This window comes from Paenibacillus validus NBRC 15382, assembly GCF_004000985.1.
Lineage (GTDB): Bacteria > Bacillota > Bacilli > Paenibacillales > NBRC-103111 > Paenibacillus_G > Paenibacillus_G validus.
Genome location: NZ_BIMH01000030.1, coordinates 49,614 through 61,933, shown reverse-complemented (window position 1 = coordinate 61,933; position 12,320 = coordinate 49,614). Strand labels below are relative to the sequence as shown.

General features: G+C 55.2%; 11 protein-coding genes. 10 read left to right on the top strand and 1 reads right to left on the bottom strand.

Annotated features, from left to right (window positions below):
- The 8 genes from PVA01S_RS17995 to PVA01S_RS17960 all read left to right on the top strand — a co-directional run.
- The coding region (locus PVA01S_RS17995; RefSeq protein ID WP_218029646.1) for a hypothetical protein at positions 1–322 on the top strand (322 nt) is incomplete at its 5' end.
- Positions 323–430: 108 nt separating this feature from the next.
- A complete protein-coding gene (locus PVA01S_RS17990) occupies positions 431–916 on the top strand; it encodes a phosphatidylglycerophosphatase A family protein (protein WP_127608749.1) in 486 nt (161 codons plus the stop codon).
- A gap of 134 nt (positions 917–1,050) precedes the next feature.
- Positions 1,051–1,242, top strand: coding sequence for a hypothetical protein (locus PVA01S_RS17985; RefSeq protein WP_054797438.1), 192 nt, complete (start codon positions 1,051–1,053; stop codon positions 1,240–1,242).
- A gap of 67 nt (positions 1,243–1,309) precedes the next feature.
- Positions 1,310–2,236 carry an acetyl-CoA carboxylase, carboxyltransferase subunit beta gene (accD, locus tag PVA01S_RS17980; protein ID WP_054797439.1) on the top strand — a complete coding sequence of 309 codons (927 nt, stop codon included), beginning with the start codon at positions 1,310–1,312 and terminating at the stop codon, positions 2,234–2,236.
- Positions 2,226–3,200 (top strand): acetyl-CoA carboxylase carboxyl transferase subunit alpha, encoded by a 975-nt coding sequence (accA, locus tag PVA01S_RS17975; protein ID WP_127608748.1) that lies wholly within the window; start codon positions 2,226–2,228, stop codon positions 3,198–3,200. Before accD ends, accA begins: the two co-directional genes overlap by 11 nt.
- Positions 3,193–4,953 (top strand): pyruvate kinase, encoded by a 1,761-nt coding sequence (gene pyk, locus PVA01S_RS17970; protein ID WP_054797440.1) that lies wholly within the window; start codon positions 3,193–3,195, stop codon positions 4,951–4,953. Before accA ends, pyk begins: the two co-directional genes overlap by 8 nt.
- A 96-nt stretch (positions 4,954–5,049) precedes the next feature.
- Positions 5,050–5,457 (top strand): acyl-CoA thioesterase, encoded by a 408-nt coding sequence (locus PVA01S_RS17965; protein ID WP_230876343.1) that lies wholly within the window; start codon positions 5,050–5,052, stop codon positions 5,455–5,457.
- A gap of 130 nt (positions 5,458–5,587) precedes the next feature.
- Positions 5,588–7,678 carry an RNA degradosome polyphosphate kinase gene (locus PVA01S_RS17960; RefSeq protein ID WP_127608747.1) on the top strand — a complete coding sequence of 697 codons (2,091 nt, stop codon included), beginning with the start codon at positions 5,588–5,590 and terminating at the stop codon, positions 7,676–7,678.
- Here the strand turns inward: PVA01S_RS17960 and PVA01S_RS17955 are convergent.
- Positions 7,644–9,185, bottom strand: a complete 1,542-nt coding sequence (locus tag PVA01S_RS17955; RefSeq protein ID WP_127608746.1) for a Ppx/GppA phosphatase family protein — start codon at positions 9,183–9,185, stop codon at positions 7,644–7,646. The genes PVA01S_RS17960 and PVA01S_RS17955 overlap by 35 nt on opposite strands.
- Positions 9,186–9,556: 371 nt before the next feature.
- On the opposite strand from PVA01S_RS17955, the gene citZ reads away from it, so the two are divergent.
- Together citZ and icd are read left to right on the top strand one after the other, a co-directional pair.
- A complete protein-coding gene (gene citZ, locus PVA01S_RS17950; protein ID WP_127608745.1) occupies positions 9,557–10,672 on the top strand; it encodes a citrate synthase in 1,116 nt (371 codons plus the stop codon).
- A 185-nt stretch (positions 10,673–10,857) separates the two neighbouring features.
- On the top strand, positions 10,858–12,153 hold the full coding sequence (gene icd, locus PVA01S_RS17945; protein ID WP_127608744.1) for an NADP-dependent isocitrate dehydrogenase: 1,296 nt from the start codon (positions 10,858–10,860) through the stop codon (positions 12,151–12,153).
- The last annotated feature ends 167 nt before the right edge of the window (positions 12,154–12,320 follow it).

Here is a 12,320-nt window from a genome sequence, read left to right as displayed (position 1 = left end):
TCCGGCGCAGCGCCGTCCGCAGGCGTCCGTGCCCGAGCCGGCGCACCACCCGCCGCAGGGTGGCCAGGCAGCGGCCCGGCGCCCGCAGCCGGCCGGACAGCGCGTGTACGTGCGCATCGCCGCCGACCGCGAGCAGCCGGCCGTGCTGGCGGCGCTGAAGCGGCTGATCGCCGAGCATCACGGCCCGGTGCCGGTCGTCCTCTATTACGAGAAGACGCAAAAAACGCTCGGTCTCTCCGGCGAATATAACGTGAAGCCGTCTCCGGCCCTTTTCTCACGAATCGAAGAGTTGTTAGGTGAACAAAGTGTAAAGGTGAAATAATGATCGCCTTCTTCGCATACATTTAGTAACCCAAGCTGCAACCTGCGCTGCTGCGCCGCTTGCAGGCTGCCCGTGTGTTACGAATGTATCGAAGGAGGCGTTGTTGTTATGTCGCATCTACCTATCGTGGAATGGTTGGAAAAGCGCGGGGTGACCGTCGATCGGATCGCCGATATCGTGCACGAGCTGCAGGTTCCGTATAACCCGGCATTGTCCAAGGAGGCTTGCATCGAAAGCGTGCTGGCCGTGCTGGCCAAGCGCGAGGTGCAGTATGTGCTGTACACCGGTATCGCGCTCGACGAGCTGGCCGAGCAGAAGCTGCTGCCCGATCCGCTGCAGCAGCTGATGGAACAGGACGAGTCGCTCTACGGCGTCGACGAAACGCTGGCGCTTGGCATCGTGCATGTGTACGGCATGATCGGTTTGACGAGCTTCGGGTACTTGGATAAGAAAAAAAACGGCATTATCCGGGATTTGAACGATCATTCGACGAGCATTCACGTCTTCCTGGACGACTTGGTGGCAGGTCTTGCGGCCGCCGCTTCGGCCCGTATCGCGCATAAGCATCAAGACGAATTGGATGGACAAACGTAACGGGCGAATCGTTTTTTGCCCGTTTTCCGGCATTTTCGCAGGGACAAGCCCCACTTGCAGCGTCACAACCTCGGTTGCGGGAAAAAGTGGAGTTATGATATCATTATTCCATTATGTTCGGGAGGTCTTGTTTCATGTGGACCGTGATCTATATCGCTCCAACCGCGAAAATTGCTGATAGAATCAAGCAAAAGCTAACGGAAGAAGGCTTTCTGGTACAAGTTCGGGCTATTAATATGACCAAAAATCAATTTGAAATTTTAGTTCCCGAAGGCGAATTGGAAGAAGTACAAGAGGTGCTGAATACCATTTTGCATAGATCTTAACCAGCACGTCCAAGGCAGCTGGCGGCAAGCACGGACAAGTCCAACAACGGTAAGGCGAGGTGTAGTCGTGCAATTCAAAGACTTGTTTCAGAAGAAAAGGAAGTATGCCACGGTTCCTTCGGCGGACAGGCCTAGTGTCAAGCTCCCGCTCGACGGGGGCATCGACGTGCCCGAAGAACGGCCGAGACGCGAAATTCCCGAAGGATTGATGAATAAGTGCCCGCAGTGTGGTACGATTCAATACAACAAAGAGCTGGATAAAAACTTGAAGGTGTGTTCGTCGTGCGATTACCATTACAGGCTGAATGCGGTGGAGCGCATTCAGATGACGATGGACGACGGCGAGTTTACCGAGTTCGACAGTGAGATCGTGTCGGTCGATCCGCTCCAGTTTCCGGATTATGCGAGTAAATACAGCAAGGCGATGGAATCCACCGGTATGCAGGATGCGGTGATCACGGGCGAGGGCCGGATCGGCGGACATCCGGTAGTCGTGGCGGCGATGAGCTTCGACTTTATGGGCGGTTCGCTCGGCTCGGTCGTCGGGGAGAAAGTAACGAGAGCGATTGAGTACGCGATGGAGCATCAGCGGCCGGTCATCATCTTCTCGACATCGGGCGGCGCGCGGATGCAGGAGAGCATTCTAAGCTTGATGCAGATGGCCAAGACGAGCGCGGCATTGTCCAAGCTGAACGAGCGGGGCGGACTTTACATATCGGTCATTACCGATCCGACCTTCGGCGGCGTATCGGCGAGCTTCGCGATGCTCGGCGATTATATCATCGCCGAGCCTGGAGCGGCTTTCGGTTTTACGGGACGGCGTGTCATCGAGCAGACGATTCGTCAGAAGCTTCCGGACAATTTCCAGACGTCGGAATTCAACCTGAAACATGGACAAGTGGACTTGGTGGCGCACCGCAAAGATTTGCGCAGCATGCTGGCCAAGCTTCTTAGCATGCATACCGTAAAGGAGGAAGTCGCGAATGGCAAGTGAAATGCCCTTTGAGCAGCCGCTTGTGGAGCTTCGCGCCAAAATCGAGGAGCTGCGCAAATTCAGCCGGGATAAGCAGATCGATTTCTCTGAAGAAATTGCCCGCTTGGAGCATCGTCTTGCGGAGCTCGAGGCCGAGCTGTACGCCAGCATGTCGACCCGGCAAAAAATGCAGGTCGCTCGCCACGCGCAGCGGCCGACGACGCTGGATTACATCCAGCATTTGTTTACCGACTTCATCGAACTTCACGGTGACCGTCTCTATGGCGACGACCTTGCCATAGTAGGCGGCATTGCCCGTTTCAACGGCATTCCCGTAACGGTTGTCGGTCATCAGAAAGGGAAAGACACCAAGGACAACATCGCCCGTCACTTTGGCAGTCCGCATCCGGAGGGCTTCCGTAAAGCGCTGCGTATGATGAGACAAGCCGATAAGTTCAAGCGGCCGATCATTACCTTTATCGATACGAAGGGAGCTTACCCGGGCAACGCCGCCGAAGAGCGCGGCCAAGGGGAAGCGATCGCGCGCAATTTGCTTGAAATGGCTTCGATGCGCGTGCCGATCCTGTGTGTCGTCATCGGTGAAGGCGGCAGCGGCGGAGCGCTTGCGCTCGGGGTCGGCAACCGTGTGTTTATGCTCGAGAACGCCATCTATTCGGTCATCAGTCCGGAAGGGGCGGCCTCGATTTTGTATAAAGATGCTTCGAAATCAATGGAGGCGGCCGAAGCGATGAAAATTACGGCCGACGAAATTCTGAAGCTGGACGTGATTGATGAGATCATCCCGGAACCGAAAGGCGGCGCCCATCGGGACGTTGTCATGCAGGCCGAGGCGATCAAGCAAACGTTGTGGAGGCATTTGCAGGAATTGCTCAAGCTGAACGAGGAAGAGCTTGTGGAAGACCGTTATCGAAAGTTTAGACAGATAGGACGCTTTACGACCATCCAGGAGGGAAACCATGCGTAGAACGAAAATTGTATGTACGATCGGCCCGGTGAGCGAATCGCTGGATATGTTTAAGAAATTAATCGGAGCGGGAATGAACGTCGCCCGTCTCAACTTCTCTCACGGCGACTTCGAGGAGCACGGCAACCGGATCAAGAACGTGCGTCAGGCGTGCCAAGAGCTGGGTAGAAGCGACATTGCCATTCTGCTTGATACCAAAGGGCCGGAAATCCGTACAGGCAAGCTGAAAGACGACCAGAAGGTTGAGCTTGTGCAGGACCAGCTGATCACGCTCACGACCGAAGAAATCGTAGGCGACGCACAGCGCGTGTACATCACGTATCGGGATTTGTACAAAGACGTGAAGATCGGCTCCACCATCCTGATTGACGACGGCTTGATCGGGTTGACGGTCGAAGACATCCGAGGCACCGATATCGTATGCCGCATCAAGAACGGCGGATTGCTGGGCGGCAAGAAAGGCGTTAACGTGCCGGGCGTGAAAATCAACCTGCCGGGGATTACAGAGAAAGACGCGAACGATATCGTGTTCGGCATTCAGCAGGGCGTCGATTTCATCGCAGCTTCTTTCGTGCGGAAGGCGAGCGACGTGATCGAAATCCGTGAAATTTTGGAGCGCCACAACGCGACCCATATTCAAATCATTTCGAAAATCGAAAACCAGGAAGGTGTCGAGAACCTCGACGAAATTCTGGAGGTGTCCGACGGCCTGATGGTTGCGCGCGGCGACCTCGGCGTGGAAATTCCGGCCGAAGACGTGCCGATCGTACAGAAGGCGATGATCAAGAAGTGTAACCAAGCGGGCAAGCCGGTCATCACTGCGACGATGATGCTCGACTCGATGCAGCGCAACCCCCGTCCGACGCGTGCGGAAGCGAGCGACGTCGCGAACGCGATTTTCGACGGCACCGACGCGGTGATGCTGTCCGGCGAGACGGCGGCCGGGAAATATCCGGTCGAGTCCGTGCTGACGATGGCGCGCATCGCCGAGCGTGCGGAGGCGGCGCTGGAGCACCGCGAAATTTTCATCCGCCAAAGCAATGCGCAGCAAACGACCGTAACCGAAGCGATCAGCCAAGCGGTTGCTAACTCCGCGCTCGATCTGGATGCGCGCGCGATCCTTACGGCGACCGAGAGCGGTTATACGGCGCGTATGGTGTCCAAGTACCGGCCGAAAGCGCCGGTCATCGCGGTTACGCCGGACGAGCGTGTACTGCGCCGCCTGTCGCTCGTATGGGGCGTCGTGCCGTTGAAGGGCGAGTCGTGCACGTCGACTGACCAATTGTTCGAACTGGCCGTCGATACGAGCGTGAGAGCGGGATACGTGAGCCTGGGCGATATCGTCGTCATCACAGCGGGCGTTCCGGTTGGCCGCTCCGGAACGACGAACTTGATTAAAGTGCACCAGATCGGCGAGATGATCGCCAAGGGTCAAGGCATCGGGACGCAAATCGCAACCGGCAAAGTCATCACCGCGAGCAGCGCGGATGAGGCGAATGCGAAAGCGACAGAGGGCTGCATTTTGATTACGCCGACGACGGACCGGGACTACATGCCGGCCTTCGGGAAGGCAGCCGCGGTTATTACCGAAACGGGCGGTATTACGTCGCACGCGGCGGTTGTCGGCATCAGCCTGGGCAAGCCGGTGATCGTCGGCGTCGAGAATGCGCTGCAAATTTTGAAAGACGGTACGGAAGTTTCGATTTACCCGGAAGTCGGGGTTATCTACTCCGGCCGTGCGCGGGTTTTGTAATTATATGAACATGGAGCGAGCGAAATCGAATATCGGTTTCGCTCTTTTCATTGTGGCAGCACCTCAATGTGAATGAGACGGATGGAGGGTGAGGGCATGAATGGGTTTAGTTGTGAATTCCGCGTACGCTATCAGGAGACGGATCAAATGGGCGTCGTGTATCATGCCAACTATTTGACGTGGTTTGAAGTCGGCCGCACGGAGATGATTCGCTCTCTGGGCATGCCATACCAAACCCTCGAGGCGCGCGGCTTGCTGCTGCCGTTGATCGAAGCGGACCTTAAATTCAAGCAGCCGGCCAAATACGATGATACGGTGACGATTTATACGCGGGTGACGGCGTTTACCCATCTGCGTCTCGATTTTGCTTATGAGGTGAAGCGCGGCGAAGAGCTGCTCGTCACCGGAAGCACGCGTCATGTATGGGTGAACCGGGATTGGAAGCCGACGCGAATTGACCGCGAAGCGCCGGACTTGTATGCTTTAATCGGCAGCCATATGTAAAAACAGCGTATTTTTCAGTAACGTTAACATAAAATTTACAAAAGACCTATTTTCTTTTAACAATGTCGAATTACGATGAATGAAGTAGAACGGTAGATGACAAAGTAAGGGCATGGAGGATGGGTATCCGATGAAGGAGACGACTTCCCGAGAAGCGGCGAATCATTACTTGAACCGAGATCTGAGCTGGGCGGAGTTTAACTGGCGGGTCATGGAGGAAGCTCAGGACCCGACGACGCCTCTCCTGGAGCGTGTGAAGTTCTTATCGATCGTTTCCTCCAACTTGGACGAGTTTATGAGCGTTCGCGTGGCGGGTATCAAGGACCAGATTAAAGCGGGGTATACGAAAAAAGATTTCACCGGGTATACGCCGGCGGGATTGTTCAAGCGTATTATGAAACGCTCGTCGAAAATGGTGTCCGAGCAATACCGTACATACCGCGAAATCTTGCGTCTGCTCGGTAAAGAAGGCATTTATATCGCTGATTACGAAGACTTGACGGTCACACAGCGCAGGGCGATGGATGCGTATTATCATGAGATCGTATTTCCGGTATTAACCCCGATGGCGGTCGACCAAGCCCGGCCGTTTCCGCTCGTCCGTACGCAAGCCGTTTATTTGGCCGTCGTGCTGATGAAGGAAGGGGACGACCCGGAGGACGAGCCTTATTTCGCTATTTTGCAGGTGCCTTCGAACCTGATGCGGTTTATTGAGGTGCCGGCTCGCGCCAACAGCAAGAAGCACGAGTTTATTTTGATCGAAGAGCTGATCGAGCAGCACATCCATACGCTCTTCAGCGGGTATACCGCGGTATCGGTACAAGCGTTCCGGTTAACGCGCAACGCCGATTTGACCTTGAATGAGGAAGGCGCCGAGGATTTGCTGGAGGAAATCGAGAACCAGCTGCGCCGCCGCCGCTGGGGAGACCCGGTACGCCTCGAGGTGCAGAAAGGGATGCATCCCTATGCGCTGAAGCAGTTAACGGAGGAGTTCGAGATTACGGACAACGTCTTCGAGATCGACGGACCGATTGATTTGACGTATTTGATGAAACTGACAGGCTCGCTGAAGGGCTACGATCATTTGCGGTATAAACCGATTGAGTCGGTGTACCCGGCCGAGCTGGATGATATCGAAGATCTGTTCGCCAAGCTGCGGCAGCGCGACGTGCTCGTATATCACCCGTACGAATCGTTCGATGCGGTGACCGATTTCATTTGCCAAGCGGCCTACGATCCGCAGGTGCTCGCAATCAAGATGACATTATATCGCGTCAGCGGCAACTCGCCGCTCATTCAAGCGCTGGCCCGGGCGGCCGAATCCGGCAAGCAGGTGACGGTTGTCGTCGAGCTGAAGGCGCGTTTTGACGAGGAGCGCAACATCGCCTGGGCGCGGATGCTGGAGCAATCGGGCTGCCATGTCGTGTACGGTCTGATCGGCTTAAAGACGCACGCCAAAATTACGCTCGTCGTCCGTCAGGAGCAGGATGGACTGCACCGGTACGTGCACGTCGGAACGGGCAACTACAACGATAATACGGCGAAGCTGTACACCGACGTCGGCTTGTTCACCTCGCACAAGGTGATCGGCGAGGACGCGTCGGCGCTGTTCAACGAGGTGACCGGTTACTCGGCGCCGCATAACTGGAAAGCGTTCGGCGTCGCTCCGACGGATATGATGGATAAGCTGTTCGAGAAAATTCGCCGGGAAGCGAAACACGCCGCGGAAGGGAAACCGGCCCGCATCATCGCGAAATTTAACTCGCTGTCGAATCAGCAGATGGTTGACGAGTTATACCAAGCGTCGCAAGCAGGCGTGAAGATCGATTTGATCGTACGGGGCGTCTGCTGCTTGCGTCCGGGCGTGCCGGGCCTGAGCGAGCACATCACGGTGCGCAGCATCGTGGACCGGTTTCTCGAGCATTCCCGGATCTTCTACTTCGAGAACGAAGGGGAGCCTGAAGTTTATATCGCCAGTGCGGACTGGATGACCCGCAACCTGACGCGCCGCGTCGAACTGATGTGCCCGGTGTTCGATAAGGACATCCAGCAGTCGCTGATCAATATTTTGCAGCTCAACTTACGGGATAACGTCAAAGCCCGCCAGCTGCAGCCGAACGGGCTTTACGAGCGTGTAACCGCAGGCGACGATGAACCGCTGCGGAGTCAATTCGAAGCGATGCGCATCAGTTCTTGGAAAACGACAGCTCATGAAGGTTAAGCTGAATGCCCCAAGCCTTTTTAAAATCTTTTTGGTGGCCTTCGACCTCTCTGTATTCCGCAGAGGGGTCGTGCTTTGTCCGCACCTTAAGGTGGAGCGTGGTTCCTTCGGTGAACGCGGTCATGACCTCGATCGCCTGCGTTTCGCTGACGTCGAGCGCAATGGCAAGCTGCAGGAGGACGCCAAGCTTGCAGATGAGCTCCAGGTCTGTCTCCAGCAGAATGTCCTTGTAAGGCGCCATGGCTTGCTGTGTGCGGCTCTTGGCCTTGAATGAAGCGATCAGGGCGCATAAGAGCATCTCGCGGTGGCTCAAGCCGTCGATCCGCGTATGGGCGATCATATGAAACGAGTGCTTCTGGTATTGATAATACTGCAGCGAAGCGCCGATCCGGTACAGCTTGGCTGCGATTTTCAGGACAAGCCTGATCCGCGGGCAATAACCATGCGATCCCGCATCCGCCAAGGCATCGTACAGCCGAAGCGCGTTCGCGCACACCTGCCGAATGTGGGCTTCCGGCGCGGTCGGATGGAGGGCGAGCAGGTTGTCCGAGCTGATCTCCGCGACCTGCCGGTCTGTCCCGTCACCCGGCGCGAACGATTCGAAGAAAAGGCCGTCGCGCAACCCGGCGCCGCTGACCACGTAATGCGAAGCGTTCACCGCCCGGAACACCGTCTGCAGGATGAGCAATCCGGGCACGATGATGTCGTGTCGGTCTTTGGCTAGCCCGTCGACTTTCTTGCGCTTTTCGGCGGGCAGGCTCGGCAGCCAGGAGGCGAGCTCGTCCATTTCGTCGGCCGTCACCGTGTAATTGTGCGTTTGCAGAAACGAATATTTACGCCTGCGCTGACTGATTTTGCTTAAGGTCCTCACGCCGCCGCCGAGGCCGATCAAGGGGAGCCCCGGCGCTTCCTTGATCCAAGGCTCGCCGGCGAGCGCCTGCTCGACCATTTGGCGAATCCCGAGCAGCTGCTCCTCTTGGAATTCGCCGTCCGTTGCGAATTTACGCGTCGTGTTAACGGCCCCGAAAGGAAAGGAGACGCTATGCTGGAGCTGGCGGTTACGGAATAAGCTGACCTCCGTGCTGCCGCCCCCGATATCGACAAGAAACCCGTCTTCCACGTCCATCGTTCGAATCATGCCGAGAAAGCCGATCCTCGCTTCGTCCTCGCCGGACATGATCTCGATGGGAAAGCCGCTTTCTTGGCGAAGCGTCTCCACGATCTCCTCCGAATTGGATGCATTGCGGATGGCCGCCGTGGCCGCGGCGCGGAATTCGGACACTTCGTGCTTCTCGCAAATACGTTTGAAATGCTTCAGAATTTGTGCGGTCGCTTGAATTTCGGCAGGAGGTAACGAACCGTCGGCTCCGATTCGGCCGCTTAAGCGGGCCGATTCCTTGAACTCGCTGACGACGCGGTAGCCGCCGGCGGCCAGCAGTTCGTAAATGGCGAGGCGAATGGAGTTGGAACCGATGTCGATGATGCCGATTCTTCGGCTGCTGCTCATGTGGAAACCTCCTGTTTGCAAGTCGTCATGCTCTTATTTTAACATCGATTTTGGATGCTGCAAAACTTTGGGGAATAATTTTACATCGGTTATGACATGCTTCTAGGTGGGATGCAAATTTAGGCGAAGAGCGATAAAGCGGAGTTTGGTTGATCGCAGTTTCTCAGGGGGGAATATCCTTTCGCGTCTTGAACGAAGTTTCCATGCAGCGTCGAAATGGTTCAGCTTTGCTGGAAATTATAGATTTCGAGGCAATAAGAAACATTCTTTATGGTGCTGATAATGAACTTTTATGTCTAAATTTGTTCACATTGATAGGTAAATCCTTTATAGTAGACTTATGTGAATCGAACGACAAAGGAGAGATTATCTTGACTGCTACCAAAGGTTTGGAAGGAATCGTAGCCACAACTTCCTCCATCAGCTCCATCATCGACGGCGTGCTCACGTATCGCGGCATCAATATCGACGACCTCGCCGAGAACGCTACGTTCGAAGAGGTTGTCTATTTGTTATGGTACGGCAAGCTGCCTAATCGCTCCGAGCTGAGCGGGTTGATCCAGGAATTGAACAGCAACGCAGCGGTGCCTGCCGAAGTGTTGAATCAAATCAAGCTGTACCCTAAAGACGTGAATACGATGGCGGCTCTGCGTACCGCTGTTTCCAGTCTTGCGCTTTACGATCCCGAAGCCGGCGATATGACGCCGGAATCGAACCTTCGTAAGGCTATTAAATTGCAAGCTCAGCTGCCGACGATCGTTGCGGCGTTCGACCGCATCCGCAAAGGCCTCGAGCCGATCGCTCCGAAAGCGGATGCAGGCAGCATCTCGGAAAACTTCTTGTATATGCTGACCGGCAAAAATCCGGAGAAAATTGCGATCGAAGCGTTGGACAAAGCGCTTGTGCTCCACGCCGATCATGAGCTGAACGCTTCGACGTTCGCCGCTCGCGTTACCGTAGCTACGCTGTCGGACATTTATTCCGGCGTCACTTCCGCCATCGGCGCGTTGAAAGGACCTCTGCACGGCGGCGCGAACGAAGCGGTTATGGCGATGCTCGAAGAAATCGGCACGGCTGCCAATGTGAAGAGCTACATTACCGAGAAGCTGGAAAATAAACAGAAAATTATGGGCTTCGGTCACCGCGTTTACAAAAACGGCGATCCTCGCGCGAAGCACCTCCAAAAAATGTCTCAAGAGCTCGGCAAGCTGACCGGGAACATGAACTGGTACGACATGTCCATCCAAATCGAAGAATTGGTCACCGGTCAAAAAGGATTGAAGCCGAACGTCGACTTCTACTCCGCTTCCGTATACACGTCTCTGGAAATTCCGCGCGACCTGTTCACGCCGATCTTCGCCATCAGCCGTACATCGGGATGGACGGCGCATATCCTTGAGCAATACGAGAACAACCGTCTGATTCGTCCGCGTGCCGAGTACACCGGACCTTCTCACCAAGCTTACGTTCCGATCGAGAAACGCTAATCGGAGCGGAGCTTCAAGCGAACGAAAGTGGTTCTTGCCACGATAATGCTGTTACCTACACGGGCTGTTGCGGCGCTCACTCAGGGAAACCGGGATGCCGCAGCTCCCGTATCTTTTTGAGGTATACCCTAACTACGCGAGTCGGCGCAGGCCGGCTCTCATTTAACGAGGAGGATTACATAATCATGGTACAATTCGAGCAATATTCTTTGCCGACAGAAGGCGAACGCATCACGATTACCGACGGCAAGTTGAACGTTCCGAACCAACCGATCATCCCATTCATCGAAGGTGACGGCACAGGTCCTGACATCTGGGCGGCTTCCAAGCGCGTATTGGATGCGGCTGTTGAGAAAGCTTATAAAGGCGAGAAGAAAATCGCTTGGTACGAAGTGTTTGCAGGCGAGAAAGCTTTTAATAAATTCAACAACTGGCTGCCGGCTGATACGCTGACTGCGATCCGCGAATACATCGTTGCCATCAAAGGACCGTTGACTACGCCAATCGGCGGCGGGATCCGCTCCTTGAACGTTGCGCTTCGCCAGGAGCTTGACCTGTATGTATGCTCCCGTCCGGTTCGCTACTTCAATGGCGTGCCTTCCCCGGTTAAACGTCCTGAGCTCGTAGACATGGTTATTTTCCGTGAAAATACGGAAGACATCTATGCCGGCATCGAGTGGGCGGCAGGTTCCGAAGAAGTGAAGAAAGTGCTTGCCTTCTTGCAAAATGAAATGGGCGTCAAAAAGATCCGCTTCCCGGAAACTTCCGGTATCGGCGTCAAGCCGGTTTCCTCCGAAGGCTCCAAGCGTTTGGTCCGCGCAGCGATCGAATATGCGATCCAGCACAAACGCAAAAGCGTTACGCTCGTACACAAAGGCAACATCATGAAGTTCACCGAAGGCGCGTTCAAAAACTGGGGTTATGAGCTGGCTGAGGAAGAGTTCGGCGATAAAACCTTCACTTGGGCGCAATACGATAAAATCAAAGAGGCTCAAGGCGTAGATGCTGCGAACAAAGCTCAAAAAGAAGCGGAAGCCGCTGGCAAAATCATCGTGAAAGACGCAATCGCGGATATCGCGCTGCAGCAAGTATTGACGCGTCCGACCGACTTCGACGTCATCGCGACGTTGAACTTGAACGGCGACTACTTGTCCGACGCGCTGGCTGCTCAAGTCGGCGGTATCGGTATCGCGCCAGGCGCGAACATCAACTATGTAACAGGCCACGCCATTTTCGAAGCTACGCACGGTACGGCTCCGAAATACGCAGGTTTGGACGTTGTAAACCCGGGTTCGGTTATCCTCTCCGGCGTTATGCTGCTTGAGCACCTCGGCTGGCTGGAAGCGGCTGAGCTGATCTACAAAGGAATGGAAACGGCCATCAACAACAAAACGGTTACTTATGACTTTGCACGTTTGATGGAAGGCGCTACGGAAGTAAAATGCTCGCAGTTTGCGGATGAGATTATTAAAAATTTCTAAGAGTCACCCATGAGGTTTTGGAGTCAGGAGCGCTTCTAGTCGTCGTAGGCGTGAACAGGGGCTCGCGCGCTGCGACGACACGCTTTTCATGCGTGCGTGGGTGTTCCAGCGTTACGTTCGGGTGTGGGAGCGCGCTTCGGCAGGGGATCAGTCCCCGCCATAAAACT

Excerpts from the sequence above, each read along its gene's own strand:
- icd (WP_127608744.1), top strand. The coding sequence starts at position 10,858 with ATGGTACAATTCGAGCAATATTCTTTGCCGACAGAAGGCGAACGCATC.
- PVA01S_RS17990 (WP_127608749.1), top strand. The coding sequence starts at position 431 with ATGTCGCATCTACCTATCGTGGAATGGTTGGAAAAGCGCGGGGTGACC.
- PVA01S_RS17960 (WP_127608747.1), top strand. The coding sequence starts at position 5,588 with ATGAAGGAGACGACTTCCCGAGAAGCGGCGAATCATTACTTGAACCGA.
- pyk (WP_054797440.1), top strand. The coding sequence starts at position 3,193 with ATGCGTAGAACGAAAATTGTATGTACGATCGGCCCGGTGAGCGAATCG.
- PVA01S_RS17955 (WP_127608746.1), bottom strand. The coding sequence starts at position 9,185 with ATGAGCAGCAGCCGAAGAATCGGCATCATCGACATCGGTTCCAACTCC.
- accA (WP_127608748.1), top strand. The coding sequence starts at position 2,226 with ATGGCAAGTGAAATGCCCTTTGAGCAGCCGCTTGTGGAGCTTCGCGCC.
- PVA01S_RS17985 (WP_054797438.1), top strand. The coding sequence starts at position 1,051 with ATGTGGACCGTGATCTATATCGCTCCAACCGCGAAAATTGCTGATAGA.
- PVA01S_RS17965 (WP_230876343.1), top strand. The coding sequence starts at position 5,050 with ATGAATGGGTTTAGTTGTGAATTCCGCGTACGCTATCAGGAGACGGAT.